16 protein-coding genes and 1 tRNA gene are annotated in these 16765 nt (G+C 32.7%); 5 read left to right on the top strand and 12 right to left on the bottom strand.

Going from position 1 to position 16765, the window contains the following annotated elements; translation table 11 throughout:
* Nucleotides 1–15 precede the first annotated feature (15 nt).
* Nucleotides 16–168 (top strand): SsrA-binding protein, encoded by a 153-nt coding sequence (locus tag UH7x_RS13600; RefSeq protein ID WP_482360470.1) that lies wholly within the window; start codon nt 16–18, stop codon nt 166–168.
* Here the strand turns inward: UH7x_RS13600 and UH7x_RS13595 are convergent.
* Nucleotides 165–677 (bottom strand): adenine phosphoribosyltransferase, encoded by a 513-nt coding sequence (locus tag UH7x_RS13595; protein WP_482360469.1) that lies wholly within the window; start codon nt 675–677, stop codon nt 165–167. The genes UH7x_RS13600 and UH7x_RS13595 overlap by 4 nt on opposite strands.
* 72 nt (nt 678–749) lie before the next feature.
* Here UH7x_RS13595 and UH7x_RS13590 point away from each other — a divergent pair.
* Both UH7x_RS13590 and UH7x_RS13585 read left to right on the top strand, forming a co-directional pair.
* A tRNA-Arg gene (locus UH7x_RS13590) sits at nt 750–823 on the top strand.
* A gap of 234 nt (nt 824–1057) precedes the next feature.
* Nucleotides 1058–2317, top strand: coding sequence for a site-specific integrase (locus UH7x_RS13585; RefSeq protein ID WP_482360468.1), 1260 nt, complete (start codon nt 1058–1060; stop codon nt 2315–2317).
* A 52-nt stretch (nt 2318–2369) separates the two neighbouring features.
* On the opposite strand, the gene UH7x_RS13580 is transcribed toward UH7x_RS13585, so the two are convergent.
* Genes UH7x_RS13580 through UH7x_RS13555 form a run of 6 tightly spaced genes read right to left on the bottom strand, consistent with a single transcriptional unit; the run spans nt 2370 to nt 8593 of the window.
* Nucleotides 2370–3158: a DUF4138 domain-containing protein gene (locus UH7x_RS13580; RefSeq protein ID WP_482360467.1), complete on the bottom strand. Its 789-nt coding sequence runs from the start codon at nt 3156–3158 to the stop codon at nt 2370–2372.
* Nucleotides 3155–4084 (bottom strand): conjugative transposon protein TraM, encoded by a 930-nt coding sequence (gene traM / locus UH7x_RS13575; RefSeq protein ID WP_482360466.1) that lies wholly within the window; start codon nt 4082–4084, stop codon nt 3155–3157. Before traM ends, UH7x_RS13580 begins: the two co-directional genes overlap by 4 nt.
* A 12-nt stretch (nt 4085–4096) precedes the next feature.
* Nucleotides 4097–4726, bottom strand: coding sequence for a conjugal transfer protein TraK (locus UH7x_RS13570; RefSeq protein WP_482360465.1), 630 nt, complete (start codon nt 4724–4726; stop codon nt 4097–4099).
* A gap of 6 nt (nt 4727–4732) precedes the next feature.
* On the bottom strand, nt 4733–5572 hold the full coding sequence (locus UH7x_RS13565) for a hypothetical protein (protein WP_482360464.1): 840 nt from the start codon (nt 5570–5572) through the stop codon (nt 4733–4735).
* Nucleotides 5572–6153: a TrbJ/VirB5 family protein gene (locus UH7x_RS13560; protein WP_482360463.1), complete on the bottom strand. Its 582-nt coding sequence runs from the start codon at nt 6151–6153 to the stop codon at nt 5572–5574. The genes UH7x_RS13565 and UH7x_RS13560 overlap by 1 nt, the downstream gene beginning before the upstream one ends.
* Nucleotides 6154–6187: 34 nt before the next feature.
* A complete protein-coding gene (locus UH7x_RS13555) occupies nt 6188–8593 on the bottom strand; it encodes a TraG family conjugative transposon ATPase (protein ID WP_482360462.1) in 2406 nt (801 codons plus the stop codon).
* A gap of 113 nt (nt 8594–8706) precedes the next feature.
* On the opposite strand from UH7x_RS13555, the gene UH7x_RS13550 reads away from it, so the two are divergent.
* Nucleotides 8707–8847 (top strand): hypothetical protein, encoded by a 141-nt coding sequence (locus tag UH7x_RS13550; RefSeq protein WP_482360461.1) that lies wholly within the window; start codon nt 8707–8709, stop codon nt 8845–8847.
* A gap of 18 nt (nt 8848–8865) precedes the next feature.
* Here the strand turns inward: UH7x_RS13550 and UH7x_RS13545 are convergent, their stop codons facing one another.
* Complete coding sequence (locus tag UH7x_RS13545; protein ID WP_344926955.1) at nt 8866–9153, bottom strand: hypothetical protein; 288 nt, start codon at nt 9151–9153, stop codon at nt 8866–8868.
* A 177-nt stretch (nt 9154–9330) separates the two neighbouring features.
* On the opposite strand from UH7x_RS13545, the gene UH7x_RS13540 reads away from it, so the two are divergent.
* Nucleotides 9331–9978 (top strand): N-acetylmuramoyl-L-alanine amidase family protein, encoded by a 648-nt coding sequence (locus tag UH7x_RS13540; protein ID WP_482360460.1) that lies wholly within the window; start codon nt 9331–9333, stop codon nt 9976–9978.
* A gap of 90 nt (nt 9979–10068) precedes the next feature.
* On the opposite strand, the gene UH7x_RS13535 is transcribed toward UH7x_RS13540, so the two are convergent.
* The 4 genes from UH7x_RS13535 to UH7x_RS13520 are packed head-to-tail and all read right to left on the bottom strand — an operon-like array spanning nt 10069 to nt 16752.
* Complete coding sequence (locus UH7x_RS13535; RefSeq protein ID WP_482360459.1) at nt 10069–13824, bottom strand: nSTAND3 domain-containing NTPase; 3756 nt, start codon at nt 13822–13824, stop codon at nt 10069–10071.
* An 8-nt stretch (nt 13825–13832) separates the two neighbouring features.
* On the bottom strand, nt 13833–14798 hold the full coding sequence (locus tag UH7x_RS13530) for a hypothetical protein (protein WP_482360458.1): 966 nt from the start codon (nt 14796–14798) through the stop codon (nt 13833–13835).
* Entirely contained in the window at nt 14795–15973 is a 1179-nt protein-coding gene (locus tag UH7x_RS13525) for a toll/interleukin-1 receptor domain-containing protein (protein WP_482360457.1), read from the bottom strand. The genes UH7x_RS13530 and UH7x_RS13525 overlap by 4 nt, the downstream gene beginning before the upstream one ends.
* The gene (locus UH7x_RS13520) at nt 15970–16752 is read right to left on the bottom strand and encodes a TIR domain-containing protein (RefSeq protein WP_482360456.1); all 783 of its coding nucleotides are present in this window, start codon (nt 16750–16752) and stop codon (nt 15970–15972) included. The genes UH7x_RS13525 and UH7x_RS13520 overlap by 4 nt, the downstream gene beginning before the upstream one ends.
* Between the last annotated feature and the right edge of the window lie 13 nt (nt 16753–16765).

The following is a 16765-nucleotide window of genomic DNA, read 5'->3' as shown; positions in this document are numbered from 1 at the left end:
TATAAATCGTTCGAAATGAAAAAGTCATTCTTTCAATTCTTAGCAAAAGTGAATAAACTACTTCTCCCCTCTTTATCTAAAAAAAGGGTAGACCTTGCAAAGGCATCAAAATTTCAGATGGCTATTATTGGGTGGCGTTATTTTGTTACGACCAATGCACTAGACTAATAGTGTAGTATTGACTTAACATCGAAAGATTGTAATTTTTCTCTTCCATTAAGAAAGTCTAATTCGATTAAAAAATTACATTGTATTACTTTACCTCCCAAACGTTCTACTAATTTACAAGTGGCTTCAGCGGTGCCTCCGGTAGCAAGCACATCATCGTGTACCAAAACCACATCACCTTTTTGTATAGCATCTGCATGAATCTCCAAAGTATCTTTTCCATACTCTAAACCATAGGTCTCACTAATGGAAGCACTCGGTAGTTTCCCAGCCTTACGAACAGGAACAAAACCAGCATTTAATTTCAGTGCCAACATGGGTGCAAAGAAGAAACCACGACTTTCCATCCCTACAACTTTATCAATTTTTTGATCACCTAAGAAATTCTCTAGTTCGGTTAGCGCATATTTAAATGCTTGCGGATTATTTAACAACGGGGTAATGTCTTTAAAAACAATACCTTCTGTCGGAAAATCATTAATATCTCGAATGTAGTCTTTTAGATTCATTATTATGTGCTGCTTATTTTGCAGTAAATGTAAAAAGAAATATATTTGCACCCCTTTAAAACGGGAATTATCGGCCTCGTGGCGCAACTGAATAGCGCACTTGATTACGGCTCAAGAGGTTACAGGTTTGAATCCTGTCGAGGTCACTAAAAAGCCATGCAATTGGCAACAAAACCATGTAAGTCTTATGATTTACATGGTTTTCAAGTTTTTAGGAGTACATAAGATTTGAATTGATTTGATTTTAAATGTGTGCTTAAAAGGTACCTTTTTTAAAAGTGTGTGCTTAGCACACACTTTAATCGAATTGATTCATTGAATTAGAATAGTTGATTTGACTTTCGTCTCGATAAATGTTTAACAATTTAAAGACGACAACTATGCGTACACAAAACACCTTTTCGACACTATTTTTAGTGCAGAGCTCTAAAGCTATTAATGATGAAGCACTACTCTATGTGAGAATCACAGTAAATGGCAAACGAGTAGACATTAGCCTTAAAAAGAAGATTCCCTTGCTCATTTGGGATGCCAAAAGAAAAAAAGCTAAAGGTACTTCGAACGAAACTCGACAAATAAACGAGTATTTAACACAAGTCCAAACACAACTTTTTCAATGCTACCAAGATTTGAAATTCAAGGGAGAACTTATTACTGCAAAATTGATTAAGGCTGCTTACTTGGGTGAAAGCGATAGTTGCAAGACACTCCAAAACCTTCTTGAATATCATAATAAGAAAACTGAAAAGACATTAGCCAAAGGCACTTTAAGAAATTTTGAAGTAACAGAAGGCTATGTCAACAGGTATTTAGATACTATTTTGAATACTTCCGATATCTATTTAAAAGATTTGAATTACAAATTCATTTGTGACTTTGCGCACTTTCTTCATACATATTGGCCAAAAGAACATCCTAAAGCGTTGAGCAATAATACTGTAATGAAACATATACAAAGGTTTCGAAAAATTGTCACTCTAGGGTATCATATCGAATGGATAGATAGAGACCCTTTTGTTAGATGGAAGCCTACCTATGAAAAAAGAGAGCGACCTTTCTTAACGGATAATGAACTATCAAACATTGAAACCTATTACTTTCCAATTGCACGACTAGAAAGAGTGAGAGATTTGTTCATTTTCAGTTGCTATACTGGAATTGCATACATAGATATAATGAATCTTACCAACAATAATATCCTTAAGGGCATTGACGGTAATGATTGGATATTTACAAACCGTCAAAAAACTAAATCTCCAGTAAAAGTTCCTCTTTTGGTAAAAGCACAGGAATTAATTTATAAATATCAGAATCATCCAATGACTGAGATAACTGGAACTTTGTTTCCTGTTATTACCAATGAAAAAGTGAATTTATATCTAAAAGAAATTGCTGAAGCTTGTGGGCTAAAAAAGAATCTCACATTTCATATGGCACGCCATACATTTGCAACTACAGTCACCTTGAGCAATGGTGTTCCCATTGAGACTGTCTCTAAGCTCCTAGGGCATTCAAAAATTGCCTCTACACAGGTTTATGCAAGAGTAGTTGAACGAAAAGTTAGTGAGGATATGCAGATATTAAAAAATAAGATAGAGACACCTATTAAAAACAAATTTCAAATAAAACGTAACATGTAATTAATAGCTCTATAAAAAATGCTTTTGAGTTGGTCAAAAGCATTTTTTATTTCTAATTTTTCAGTGTGATTTTCCTACTACCTTTCAATTCCTTCAATTCAGCCATCAACTTTTCATCATCTCCAAGAACAAATTTAGGCAAGACGTAGACAAATCGTCTGTAATCTCCAGTCTTCACTATAATTGGCATCTTGTGTTTGTAAATTACTAATCGAGATAAACGTTGGAAAGAAGCTTTTCGCTTTTTATTTCCATTAGTTCTGTAAATATTAAGATAATCAATCTCAAAATCGATTCCAGAGCTATTCTTAATTTCAAAGACTAAGTATACCTCTAAAGAATTATATACTCTTTTTTGCAACTGCAATTTGATACCTTTCTTAAGCTTGGTAGCAATTGGTTTGTATGTTGATTTTAAAAGATAATCACTAAATTTCTGAAAGTATATATTTCGGTTTTCATTTGTAGGTTTAACAATGGATTCTTGCTTGATTTCTCCAGGCTTTTCATTCCCAATACTTTCATATTCAGGAATAAAATAATTTAACTTTGAAAGCTGCTCTTTATAATTTAAGATAAAAGAATAGACTTTGCCGTTATTGGTAATAGTCAAGAGGTTACTTTCAGTTCCAGGTGTTGCTTGTAACAATCCAAAGTATTGTTGTTTTTCTCGGTTATAGGTGAATACAAAATTATTAGTACCTGTTATGCCCTGGCGAATTGGGTCAGGAAAAAATAACGCTACATTCTTTTTATCATTGGCGTAAATGGTATCTAGTGATTGTTGTGCTGTAATCCAGTTTGAGGATAAAACTAGCAAGGTTATAATGTACGTTTTCATAGTTCTGGTTTTAAAATAAGTTGATAATTATCAGTTACGGTAACTTTTACAGTTCGATTATTGCGTTGGAATATTGTTTTGATACCGCTTACTTGTGGAACGCCTACTATATTGATATCATCTACTAAATCACCCACAACTTCCTGTCTGGCTTCAGCTTGGAAACTATTTTCGATATAAATACCTTCACTACCATCTTGTAGGTCAAAGGCTTTTAGTTTAACTGGTTTGTGATTTATGTTTTCAATGGTGAGTATTGTTCGATTGGTTTTGAAACTTACAAAGCCATAAATCGGGGTGTTTTTAGGAACGGATATATCATTGATGATGGCATTTTTAGTAAGGCGCATTTGTAGGCGATAATCCTTTTTTACAGTTTGTGTTCCATCTACTCGAACATAAATGGTTTCATCCGTATTTTGATGTTCTAGTGTTTCATTTTTAATGGGATTTGAAGCGAAAAACAATTGATGTTCTAATCCCAATTCTTTGGCCATAACAATGGTTTCTATTTCCTCGATATGAGGAATAGTATCTTTTATGATTTGTTTTGGGGAAGCTTCGGTTTCCAATTTTCTAAAACCTCTATCGGAATAACTGATACGCCCTTCATTGTATATGCTATCTACAATCCGCATCTTTTGTTTGTCCAATAAATCGGAGTCAAAGACTCCCGTGGAATCCAATAAGCGTTCATCATAAATACTGGGTGCATTTGTCTGTCTTACTTCTTTTAGGTCGTCTATAGCCTCTAATTTAGATTCGTATTCTTTCTGGTTGCCTTCCAATTCAGGAACAGGGATTTGGTTACTTTCAAAGGTCGGTTCTTCGTCTTCGCCAAGCATAATTACTGAGTACGACCCAATAAAAAGCACCACACATATTAGGACTGCTGCAAAGACAATTTTATTCTTCTCTATTTTCATAATCTTGTTATTTTAATGCCCATTATGGGCTTCATAATTTTCTATTTTTTTAAGGGTGTTTTCAAAAAAGTTGGTCATCAACAATCCGTGGGTGTTTTTTGGGAAGTTTCTGTCTACATGGATAAGGTTTCCTGTAGTGTTTAATTCATAAGTATCTGTTATTGAACCTCTATTAATTTCAAAAACGGTTGTAGTTTCAAAGCGATACGGTTCTTGTTGTATATCGATTCTAGATTCAATCTTCAGCACCTTTTGAACCAATGAATATTGTAATAACCGATTGTAAACCCCATCTGCTTTTTTCTGTCTGTACAAAGCATCCACAGAACTATTTCCTAACCATAAAGCTTTCTCTAGATTCTTTTCATAATTACTGGCATCTATGTTATAGAAATAAGTATGAAAAAGCTCTAAATGCGCCAGTATTTCTACTTCTAAATTTTCCTTTTGAGAAACGAGTTTTAATGGAATTACATGTCCATCGGTATTGACTACAAAAGCGTTGTTAACTGTTTCTTTATGGAGTTTTACAACGAGTACCACAGAAATGACACAAGTAAGAGCAGCTGTGGTAATGACGGCTAATACAATGAAACGATTTAGCTTCAGTACGTTGTAAATATTTTTATAAGGTGTTTTCATAATTGATTAGGCACTAAAGAGTTTAAATACAAAAGATGTAGCTCTGCGATAGAGTTTGAATTTGAGTAAGACGATGAATCCTATTGAACCAAATTGCAGTAAGGGTGCAAAAAAGTCGCTCCCCCAATCTGTTCCGAATAAATCGGACCAGAAATTGGTATTGATTTCTGTGTAGAGATTATTTACAAAGACATTCACCAGGAAAAAAGCAGGCACTAGCATATAAACTCCTGCATAGAGTTTAAAGAAGTTGTAGGCTAGTGTTCTGAACTTTTCGAATACGGCTAGACTGATTACCAAAGGGAAAAAAGCTTGCATGATTCCTAATAAGAAATAACGTTCTGCTAGAAATAAAGGATAGATGAATAAATCTAGTAACCAGAGGAACATTCCAATAATAAAGGACAGTACTTTGAGTCCGTATAAAGGCGTAACCAAAGCTTCGTATAACATAGCTAAGGCTTTTTTGGCGGCTTCCAATGCGCCCACATCCTGTTCCAAATCGATGTCTTGCATTTGCAATGGGAGGAGCGCAGGAGCCGTGTCCCGATATTGAGCTTCAATAGCAACTAAAACACTATCAAAAACACCCAATACCTGTGTGGAAAAAATGACTAGAATAATGACTGCAAAATTCTTTGCTAATTCGGAAGGTGTTAGTCCCCAAGTATAACCCTCATTATTGGCAACACCTTCATTGTATTTTTTTAGAATATTAATAAGAAAGAATAAGATGGCAAGCGTTTTCATTCCAGTAATGGTATACTGAGAAAAATCACTATTCTTGATGGTGGTAAAAACTGCATCAATATATTCTAGCCCTATGCCTAAAAAAAAGCCTGCCATTAGTAATTAGTTTCTCTGTTGTTGATTTTATCCTGCATTCTTCTAAAGGCAATAATCTCTCGATAACGTCTGGTTTTAGCTTCAATTTCTGCTACCATTTCTTTGGATTCTAGTTCTTTTGCTTTTAGTACTTCGGCACGTTCGGCATCTGTCATTTTTAGATTATCGCTTGAAAGTACCTGGTCAATAAATTCCAAACCTTCTAAAGAACTTTCGATAATGGAATTAAAGGATTCCGATACCCGATTAACTTCATCTGGCTTGATGTATGGTGAATTGAGAATCTCTCGTAAATCGTCTTGAACAATATCAAATAACTTTTGATTATTCCTTGCTAATTCACGCACCGCCTTTAATTGCTTGATGACATTGTTTACCTTCTCGATATTCTCTTTCTGTTTTTTTAAAAATTCAACTGATTTTAATAACTGTGAGGTCTGTTTTGCAGATTCAATCAAAGATTTTGCAAAACTGATAAAGTTGGTATTATCATATACTGGCATTCCCTGGCAGGCAGCGCCTGCTGGCATTAAAAGGGCAAAGGTCAACGCTATCCCTAAGATTTTGATTTTTTTCTTCATGAGTATTTATTTTAAAGATTAATATTAAATCAGCCTATGGCTGTTGTTTTATGAATGTATTTATGGCTTTTTCCATATCATTTGTTTTTTCATAAATCCGCATTATGCGGTCGCTTTCTTTACCGTCTGTGAGGTATGCTGCGTAAACCTCCTTTGGAACTTCTAATCGGAAAATGTTACTTTCCTTTCCAATTTTGATAAACATTTCGGTGTACTTTCTTGCTCCAGTAAGATTGTTTCTAATGGATTTTAATTGGTTTAAATCATGGCTAGAAAGGTTCAATCGTTTTTGAAGTTCTTCGTACCCTTTTTCGTTATTAAGACTATACACGACTTGGGTGTTTTCCAGAATACTTGCTGATGTTGAATTATTAGGTAACTGATTTATGGACTGAAGGATAATGCCAATGGCTCCATTCTGTTTTCTAATGGCTTGATAGTAGAATTCTACACTTTCTAGCACGTTTCCGAATTTGAGTTGCTTCGCAAACTCATCAAACATAATGATGCCCTTTTCGGCTCTGTTTCTCCAGATTGTACGTTGTATTGCCGATTTAATAAGCTTCAACATAACTGAAAGGATTTCCTTGTTGTCCTTGACTTCATCGAGTTCAAAAACAATCAACCGTTTGTCTTCAATCTTGTAGGTTTGGTCTTCGCTTACGTTAAAAAGGAAACTGTACAAACCACCGTCTACATATTCAGATAGGATGTGTAAAAAGTTATAGATATTGAAGTAGTCTTCTTGAATTTTAAGTTCAGATATGAGTGTATCTTTTTTATCATCAATAAATTGATATAACGAAGCTAAAGAATGTCCTTTTCGGACGTGTTTATAGTAATGTAATAACACTTTCTTGATAGCGACTTCCTCTGCTTTTGTAGCTACTTTTCCTGAAGCCATCAACTCCAATAGGAAAACACCTAAATCTTCTAGTCGTTCTGGTGTAAGGTCACTTTCCCGAGAAATATAAAAAGGATTGATACCAAGGTTCTTTCCTTGTTCGTAACGAAGAATAATATGCTTATCTGGATACAATTTTGCGAACTTAGAATACGAGCCACCCAAATCAATAATCACTAGCCGGACGCCGGCCTCGAAATATTGTCGAAGTATATTATTTGCTAAAAAGGATTTGCCTTCTCCTGTAGGTGCGAAAATGGCAAAGTTTCTTGCTTTGATACGTTTCTTCCGCTCATCCCAAACATCTTTTAAAACAGGAATGTTATGTTGCCTGTCATTAAAGATGATACCTGTTGCATCTGACTTGTAATTACTATTATTGATGTACAAACACAAAGCGTGTTTTAAATCGGTGACATATAAATCTTCATTAGAAAAATTGGATGTAAAACAACAATAGGAATTCAAGAAATAATGCTTTCGTTCTTCTCCTTTTGGGTAGTAAGGAACAATATCAAGCTCCTTAAACTCCGTCTTTATCTTTGAAGCAATAGTACTTAGCTGTTCGGCTTCCCGACACCAGAAAACGATATTTAGATGTCCGCGGATGATACGTGAACTATCATCTTCATTGATTTTAGAAACGATATCCTCAATCTTCTTTAAGATGACTTTGTTCTGTGTTCCGAAATTGGAACTTTTGTTGAGTTCTTCAATTTTCTTATCGAGTAGCTTGCGCCATTTCTGTTTATCATCCAAATAGATAATTTGATTGACGATATGGTTTTCATTGAGATTTAATCCTAATCCGTCAACAAAACCTTGATGAAACACAAAGTCATCTGAAGTAAATTTATCATTGGTTTTACTGCTCTGTACCACATCCCCAAAACACAGTTCGCTATTTACCGCTAATACATCAAAATGATTTTCTCCTATTTCTATGTTAGATTTTTTGAGTTGTATATCAGTATCAAAACCTTCATTAAAGCCATTGAAATAGTTGTTGGTAAGTGCTATTATTTCATTTTGATTTAATGGTTTTAAAGATACCTTTCGGCTGTTATTAATAAAGGAAATGGCATCGTTCACCGAAGCGATAAACTCGATTACATTATGGTCTAGTTTCTTATGGATTCCCTTTTCAACCTTGCGAAACGGATTCGTGAACTTGGAAGCATTCAAAGCCTTATTGATAGGTAGTGTAAAGAACAGATAAGAGGTGTGTTCAATATATTCTCGTCCTTTAAAATAGGTGTTGGTAGCCTTCGCTAGGAAACTATCATTTGGAATAGTCTTGGCATCATAAGCCGTCTTTTGATAAATATCCTGCTTATGAATAATCGTGCTTACGGGCAACGATTTAAAGGCTTGAAACCAAGCCCCATGCATATCTTCAAAGTCGTTTTCCGATAAGGAATATATTTCGGGAAAATCAACTTTATAACCCAATACTACATTCCCATTGTTGGAGAAAATAGTATGGTCTTTGATATCTAAAATAGGATGAAATGCGGACAGATTAATCTTATTCATAATATAATTGCGTTTCCTTTTTGTTACTGATAGTTTGTGGAAATACTTTTTTAAAGTGTAAGAGTGCTGGATTTTTAGTGAGGTGCGTTAACGCCACATATAAAGTTGCATTGATGACAAATACGGAGATGATTACCAAAAAACTAAAAGAAAAAATGATGAGTAATAATGAGCCAATAACGGATGTCATCATTAGCGCGAACAGTGAAATAGGTAAGCCCATAATCACCGCTCGCTTTCTAATATTTTTATAGACCTCGAAGCGTTTCATATTACACTACGATACCGATTAGGTAGGTAAAGATGCCGACTACAGCTCCAGCGATGAGTACAAATACCAATACTCTGGTAATTCCTTTTTTGAGGTCTGCATTTTCACCGAAAAAATGACCTGCATTAAATAAGAAACCTATTAGAAAGATGACACCCAATATGATTGGGAAAATGGTTCTGATGGTATCGGAAACATCGTTAACGGAATCTTCAATACCTCCAATTTGTGCAAATAAGGCGTTTGAAATAAAAAGTAACAAGGCGGTTAAAAAGAGTGATTTTTTCATACTAAAATGGTTTAAATTTTGCTTCATTTTTATAGTATGAAAAATACATTATATTTGAATTCAAATAACTGATAATCAATATTTTATGAAAATAATATTATTTGAATTCGTTTGTTTTCAATTGAAAACAAAGAGGTTTAAATCTTATGAAAATTGATAGAAAAAATCCACTCGATTATGAAAATAAAATTCAAAAAGATGCTCCAAAACGTCAGTTTTGTGATTTTACTACTGAAAATGTGCTTCATTTTTGGTCAGAAAAAAGTAGTTGTAATTGACCCTGGACATGGCGGAAAAGATACTGGTGCAATTGGTGTAAATAATATTCAAGAAAAAGATGTGGTTTTTAATGTTGCCAAGGAAATTTTAAGCCTGAATAAAACGATTTTGAATAGTGAGTTTGACATTTATCTAACTCGGTATAAAGACACCTTAATTTCTTTATCAGATAGAACTCGATTGGCTAAACGTTTGAAAGCGGATGTGTTTGTGTCTTTGCATTGCAATGCATCTCAAACTTATTCTAAGGGAATAGAAGTGTATGTACATAATTCTGATAATTTAAATATCGAAGAATCTATAGTACTTGGTTTATCAGTACTGAATGAAAGTACTCAAAAACTAGGGTTTAAAGAACGAGGTGTGAAGTTTGCTAATTTTCAAGTGTTACGTAAAACCGTAATATTTTGTCCAGCGGTTATTGTAGAATTGGGATTTGTAACCAATACCGATGAAGCAGATTATTTTTTGAAGCCTAAAAATGTTAGGGCTATGGCGCTGACTGTTTTGATAGGTATTATTAATTATTTAAACACTGGATTATGAAAGAATTTTTTGTTGAGATTGTGAAGAATTTAAAGAATATAGCTATCAGCATATTGAAAGAATTTAAAAATAGTGCAAAATAGAATGAAGCTATCTTCTATCTGGTCTAATAAATTTTCTCATCCTTTCGGACTCAGCACTATTATACTCCGATTGTATTCGCTTTTTTAAAAAGCTCTTAATTGGTATGTAGCGTAATTGGTCTTTAGAAGTATTCAAAATACCTAGTACCTTTTCCCATCTTTTAGCGTTTAATTCCCCCCAAATGACTTCGCCCATTTGCACTCCTGCATTACCAATCCAATCTATTGTCCGGAAAAATTCAACATCATTGTTTATACTTAAAAAATATAAGAACAACTCATCGTGTTTCACTTGTAAATTTGTTCTAATAGTATCAAAAATAACTTCAATATAAGTGCTATTTTTATGATTCTTTTGAATACTTTTTTTCAAAAAGTTGAAAGCGGCACTTAATCGTGTTTCATCTAAATCATTAAAAAGAATCGAAACAGAATGACCACCAAGACCAATGTAATAATCTTTATCCAATAGGAAAGTAATTACTTTCTCTATTTCATTTTCTCTTTCAGGATAATCCCAGATAAATGAAATGTCAATATTTTTATTATCACCGTGTGATTTATAACTTGAAAAGAAATGTGAGAAAAAATCGAATAAGAATTCTTTATGGTTTTTGTAAATGTTTGCGAATCCTTTCATTTGATAATCAAAGGAAACTGTAGATGCAGCTAATCCTGACTGCTGAAAATAGGATTCTTTAATAAGAGTATAGTCATCTTCAAATACCTTCAAGGCATCTTTAAAGGGATACTCAGATAATCTTATGGTCCGTGATTCATTTTTAATTTTAGCATGAACAATTCTCAGAACTTCATTTGCAGCGTTTCGATTTTCTGTTGAAAATTTAATGTATTGTTTGATGTATAAGTAGGCAAAACCTTTAATGGAATTGATAGTTTCTATAAGCCTATCATAGTAATCGTCACTTACAAATTCACTCGGTAATCGGTCTAAAAAAGCAAGCTTCCAATTTGTAGAATCGACGTTGTCCCAATTCTCTAATAGTTCCCATAGCTTTAAGGCGCTATTTTCAGAGTCAGTTACAATTGTTGAAATGGTTCTATATAAACATCGAATGTCATAATTTCTGTTTAAATATGCCTCTAAAAAAATAAGCCCACGTTCATTATTTTGAATAAAGTTTTCTGATATAACTACTTCTAACGAGTTTTCAATTTGGGAATGAGAACTATCTTTTATGCTTTGGAAATTATCAACAGCACTTAGAAAAACATCAAACCCTTCCTTAGAATTGCAGGTAAAATTATCTTTTAAATCCGCACTCTTTATTTCTTCATACTCTTGCCAATTCTCAAACTCGTACTCTTCCTTATCTCTAAATCGATTCCAATCTAGTTTTTTATAATCCCTATACTCTTTGGTGTCAAAGATTGGTTTCAACTCTAAATAGGTCATATTTGATATCTTCTTTTCTCTACTAAGAGAAGCAATCAGTCCATTGACTACATAGGTCTCCTTAAAAGAATCAGGAGAAAATTTTTCATTTATAAATGATATTAATAAAGTCAAGTCAAAATCAAGAATTTCAGGATTACGCTCTCTATAATCAGGCTTGTAATTCCTTATGGTATTTATGACTTCGTTTCTGTAATCAGAAAATAATGAAAATAGTGTTTTCCATATATTAGTTCGTATTTTTTTTACTTCATCGGTAGTTGGCAATGGATAATCATAAAAGGAAATTGTATGCTTTCTACCTCCATGGGTAATATGATGAGAATGCTTTAAAAAGCTCCTCGCGATTGCGAAAAAAGCAATTTCATAATGCTCTTTTTTATTATCTATATTACCTTTCAAATGCTCAATAAAACCAGCTTGTCTTTGAAAACCATATCTTTCATCAGGTTCATCAAAAAGTAGAGTTTCTCTAATTCTTCGAATAAACTCAGGCAGATGTTCAGGTCTTTTTCGAATGTATTCAAAACCAAGTTGTATAGCTGGAATAAATGACTCTGTTTGTTGTCTAAAAAACCTCGATATATAATCTATAGTTTGCTCTTTATTATAGACAAAATCATTGGTTTCATAATGAGTATTGTAAATTGGGTCTTGTGGTTCAGGAACAGCATCTACTTTGGAAAGGAAATATGAAAGTGTTTCCTCTGATTTACTGAACCAAAACAAGTCTAAAAATCCAAGTAATTTTTTGTCGTTATTCCTAACCGCATCAATATATTTGTCAAATGAAGGGCTGATTTTTGAAAATACATTTTCATATCCAAATGATTGGCTAGATGGGTAAAGAGCTTCTTTAAATGAAAATCTATGGTCGTCAAAATAGTTAAACAAAAGTTTTTCAAAGGACAAACGATTATCTCTTATGAAAACCACATAAAAAAAATAAGTAGCCATTACTTGTTCGGAAATACGTATATGATTATACTGGACTTCCACTAATTCTCTTTTGTGCAGCTCCTCTATAGCCTCATTGAATGTATAGTAATCTATTTGAAAAATTGACAGTAGTTTTTGTACTGCTTCTTTATTTTCTCTTTCTATTGTAAAGAAAAATGAGACTAAACCTAAAGCCTTCAGTAGTTCAGGTTTCTCAAATAAATTAAAATCCATTGAGAAACTTGAAAAATAAGCTTCAAATAAATCAGAAACATCGCCAAATAAAAAATCAGATTGCTTTTCTAAAGCCACACGAGCACCCATAATTGCTAATCTTGGGTTACCATCGGCTATTTCTACAATTTTCTTTTGATAGTTATGGTTTAGAATACCAAATGAATCACTTTTAAGTATTTCAGTAATTTCTTCATCAGTAAACTTTGGTAAGTCTATTGTTTCTGACACAAATTCAATGCTGCAACTTCTTATGTCAACTAAGGCATAGTTCCTAACTGTAATAACCAGTTTTAATTTACCTGTTCTAGTTTCTTTGAAGATTCCAAATATTTGTCTTAAGTTAGGAAGCTGTCTGTTTGCATCATCAATAAGTAATATATAGTTCTTGTCTGGTCTTAATTGAATCTTTAAATCTTCGAAGATATCCACATCTTTTTTTGCAATTACGTAGGAGCTAAATGATGGATTTTTTCTTGTGAAATCCTGAATAGCTTGGATGCCTATTTTTGTTTTTCCAACTCCTGGGGCTCCAGAAAGAATAAGTAAATCTTTGTTTGTTAGAATATTATCAATTTGTTCCAATTCATCATTGCGATGAAAGAAAATATTGTCAATTGGAGTTGACAATTGATTTGCCTTATTATTATACTCTTCTATGAATCTATCGAATGGTAAGATTTGTCCAGTATCTAATGCAATACCTAAATATTCCCTAGCTAATAATAAATATTTGGACATTATCTCCAAAGCAAGAGTATCAATCCCTATAAGTTCTATCGAAATTCTTTTATCTTGAACATATTCTTGAATCTTGGTTTCCTCCTCAACCGAAAGTCTACTATTAAAGCAAATAATTATTTTATGAATCAGTTTAGGATTAACACCCGTTTTTGACTCATCCAAACACTTGTTTATATCATCTATTACTTTTGAAACTATTGCGGTTGCTTGCGTAGTAAATTCAACATAGGCTAGTTTATTTTCTGTCAATCTTAGGAAAGTATCAGGGGTACCTACAATTGTTTTTTGTTTGCCCAATTGACTACCACTCCGATTAAGACTTGAATATTCATCTTCCCTAAGTGATAAGTAGTTATCACACAGATTTTGAAATGCCGCGCCATCTATTGCTAATAACTTTTGTTCTATTAATTGTAATCTTCCTGACATAAATAATATTAAGAGCCCAGTTTTATTTTTAAACCTTTCATTATTAGAAAAATAATCTCTGATGAGTGAATAGTTTGAAAAAGACGTTTATTTTCATCAACTGTCAAACCATTATTTTCACTCAAACGTTCTAATGTATATTCATTTAAGAATTGAGTACTTAACTTATAATCAATTTTATCTTCACTCTTTTTAGAATTATAGTAATCTACAAATTCTTTGTAACTTTCGTTTTGAGATGATTGCCATTCAAAAGTTAGTTCTTGAGGTTTTTTTCCTTTAAGACCTTCTATTATTTTAGATGTTACACCTCCAAATATTCCCATAAAATAAACAGGTGTATCACTTTGTAATGCAAAGATTGATTCTTCTAAAAGCCCAGGGTATTTACCTTTAAAATTTGACATACTTCCGCCTGTGAAAATTCTTGCATCTGTACTACTTTGCATCTCTTGTCTCATCTTTGTTAGACTTTCAGCCCATATAAATAGGTTCTCTTTTCCTTCAGGAATATAGAATTTTGACTCATCTATACCTAAACCAGATGGTGGCTTCACAGTAACGGGTAAAACGCCATTTTTTTTAAACTCTAAAACATCTGTAGTTTTAAGATTAAGATGAATGGGAAAACTGAAGTAATTTTTGAAAAATAATTCCCCTGCTTCTTTACTAGGCCTATATTGATGCACTAAGTTTGAGAATAATCTCGTATATCCATTTTGACGTAAATCACCACCATAGACTAGATTACTACCATGAATTATTAAAAACCGTGTTATCTCTGTTATTAAGTTTGTTTGATGCTCTAAAGAGAAACCCAAATTTTCTATTTCAGAACTATCACTTATAGAAATTGCTATATTCTGACCATCAAAAAGATGAATTTCTTTTTCTTTGGATGTATCCTTTATTTCACTAGCGACGAACTTATCTAAGTCTTTGTTAGTTACTTTCTTTTTATTTTCTTTTTTCATAGCTCTGGAATATAAGTTGGTAACAGTAGCGGTGTTAAGAATTTGATTTTTTTATCCACATCATTTAATAAACTAAGTTCTTCTATTCCTATCGGTGGATCTGGATACAAAACAATAAGAGATTTAACTTCTTCTTTTTCTTCTTTGAAATTCTCTATGTCTATGTAATTAAATAATTCTGGTGCCTTTGGGAGTACTAAACAACTGTACTCTTTTTCAAGGTCATACATCTTAACTATTGATTTTAAGTAAAGCTCATTGTATTTATCACTTATAACTTGAGATAAAATTAGATTTATGATTTCTTCAAAATTGTTATTCCATATGATGGTAGGAAAGTTTCCACTATACGGAAAACTCCTTCTTTCTCCTTTCTTAATATCCATCACACCAATTATTGGGCATCTGTAGCGCTTTGCAATAATTACTTCTTTTCTACACCATTCTCTGTTTGCATATTCATCTGTGTTGAATATCACAAATGCAGAATAGTCAATATGCTTCTTTATTTCCTGTTCAAATTGGTGGCCATCTGCAATATCATTAGCATCAAAAAATGCTTTAAGCTTTGTGTTACTATATATGTGATTTCTAAACTGAATTGCTAAATCTTCCCCATCATGTTTGGCATGGGAAATAAAAAGCTTGATAGGTGGATCACTATGCTCGTTTGTATCATAATCATCTTTTACATTAAATAAAAACTTAGCAATACTCTCTAGTAATCTGTATTTAATTATTTTATTATTACTTTCTATATCATTACCTGTATTTGGATTTTTTTGAGCCGTTTTAATAAATTGAATTGGACTTAAATACACTTCATTAATACTAAAAGCATAATCGCTAAAAGACACAGGAAATACTCTAGTATTAGCTGGTTTTGATTTTAATACCTCATTTATAGCTATTGTCCAATTAGAATCATTAAACATATGCTCATCTACCAAAACGATAAGTGCATTTTTAACAGATTCTGAAAATGGTATTTTAGCAAATGTTTCCTTATTATGAGAGTGTGTTCTATAATGAACTGGTATATCATATTTTGCGTGGGTAACATTACCGTTTTCACCGCTGTAAGTATTGTATATACTTTTTGCATATTCTTTGCCTTCTTTAAAATCCGGATGCCATAAGACATATATTGATAGTGGGCTTTTAAACTTTTTCATTCGCATAAATTTTCGGTTAATCTTGGTATTGCTATATTTACAATTTTATCAGAATCATTGTTCTTTCTGTAAAATGCTAATTCCATCGCATTTTGAAACTTTAGCCTATTTTCAGTCCAATCAATCACAACTGCATAACCTGATTCTACGTTCGCATAAAATCTCTCAGAGTAATTAGCTTCGTTGTATGTTTCACCTAAACCATAATCAGGGTGAGATGGAAGTCTAATCCCTAATAAGCCAGCATATCTATCTCCAACTTTTTTATTAAGCGCTCCACCAATTTCCCAATCAACGTGTTTACGGCATTTTGTATTTGGACCAAGAAGAACAGCCAAAACCGTTGCATCTTTCATAAAACCTTCATTAATGAGTCTATGGATATAATCATCACTATTTTCATCATCAATATCATCTAATTTTACTGACTGGTCAATAATAAGGTCATTAAAAATTTTTTCAAACTCATCTCTTTTATCTTGGTCGTCATTGTGATAATAACTCACGAATACATTACGTTTAGATATGTTTTTAGGAAGGCCATAGCCCCATTTAAAATAGCCATTTTCCATTCTGAAACTTTCTTTTTTAAACCAATTACCATTTGAACTTTTAAATATGCCTCCTATTGTATGACCCACATTATATGCGTTAACTAACCAATTACGATCCTTAGTTTCAAAGTCATTAACTGATTTACCATCTGTTGGACTAATTAGTACATCTTCAATAAGATTTCCATCAGCTCTAAAAGATAATTTTGATATTAAATACTCCATGATTCTTGCTTTT

This window comes from Aurantibacter sp. UH7, from assembly GCF_056839165.1.
The sequence above is the reverse complement of the archived record's forward strand: the minus strand, read 5'-3'. Positions and strand labels throughout refer to the sequence as shown.

Excerpts from the sequence above, each read along its gene's own strand:
- UH7x_RS13600 (WP_482360470.1), top strand. The coding sequence starts at position 16 with ATGAAAAAGTCATTCTTTCAATTCTTAGCAAAAGTGAATAAACTACTT.
- UH7x_RS13595 (WP_482360469.1), bottom strand. The coding sequence starts at position 677 with ATGAATCTAAAAGACTACATTCGAGATATTAATGATTTTCCGACAGAA.
- UH7x_RS13585 (WP_482360468.1), top strand. The coding sequence starts at position 1,058 with ATGCGTACACAAAACACCTTTTCGACACTATTTTTAGTGCAGAGCTCT.
- UH7x_RS13580 (WP_482360467.1), bottom strand. The coding sequence starts at position 3,158 with ATGAAAACGTACATTATAACCTTGCTAGTTTTATCCTCAAACTGGATT.
- traM (WP_482360466.1), bottom strand. The coding sequence starts at position 4,084 with ATGAAAATAGAGAAGAATAAAATTGTCTTTGCAGCAGTCCTAATATGT.
- UH7x_RS13570 (WP_482360465.1), bottom strand. The coding sequence starts at position 4,726 with ATGAAAACACCTTATAAAAATATTTACAACGTACTGAAGCTAAATCGT.
- UH7x_RS13565 (WP_482360464.1), bottom strand. The coding sequence starts at position 5,572 with ATGGCAGGCTTTTTTTTAGGCATAGGGCTAGAATATATTGATGCAGTT.
- UH7x_RS13560 (WP_482360463.1), bottom strand. The coding sequence starts at position 6,153 with ATGAAGAAAAAAATCAAAATCTTAGGGATAGCGTTGACCTTTGCCCTT.
- UH7x_RS13555 (WP_482360462.1), bottom strand. The coding sequence starts at position 8,593 with ATGAATAAGATTAATCTGTCCGCATTTCATCCTATTTTAGATATCAAA.
- UH7x_RS13550 (WP_482360461.1), top strand. The coding sequence starts at position 8,707 with ATGACAAATACGGAGATGATTACCAAAAAACTAAAAGAAAAAATGATG.
- UH7x_RS13545 (WP_344926955.1), bottom strand. The coding sequence starts at position 9,153 with ATGAAAAAATCACTCTTTTTAACCGCCTTGTTACTTTTTATTTCAAAC.
- UH7x_RS13540 (WP_482360460.1), top strand. The coding sequence starts at position 9,331 with ATGAAAATAAAATTCAAAAAGATGCTCCAAAACGTCAGTTTTGTGATT.
- UH7x_RS13535 (WP_482360459.1), bottom strand. The coding sequence starts at position 13,824 with ATGTCAGGAAGATTACAATTAATAGAACAAAAGTTATTAGCAATAGAT.
- UH7x_RS13530 (WP_482360458.1), bottom strand. The coding sequence starts at position 14,798 with ATGAAAAAAGAAAATAAAAAGAAAGTAACTAACAAAGACTTAGATAAG.
- UH7x_RS13525 (WP_482360457.1), bottom strand. The coding sequence starts at position 15,973 with ATGAAAAAGTTTAAAAGCCCACTATCAATATATGTCTTATGGCATCCG.
- UH7x_RS13520 (WP_482360456.1), bottom strand. The coding sequence starts at position 16,752 with ATGGAGTATTTAATATCAAAATTATCTTTTAGAGCTGATGGAAATCTT.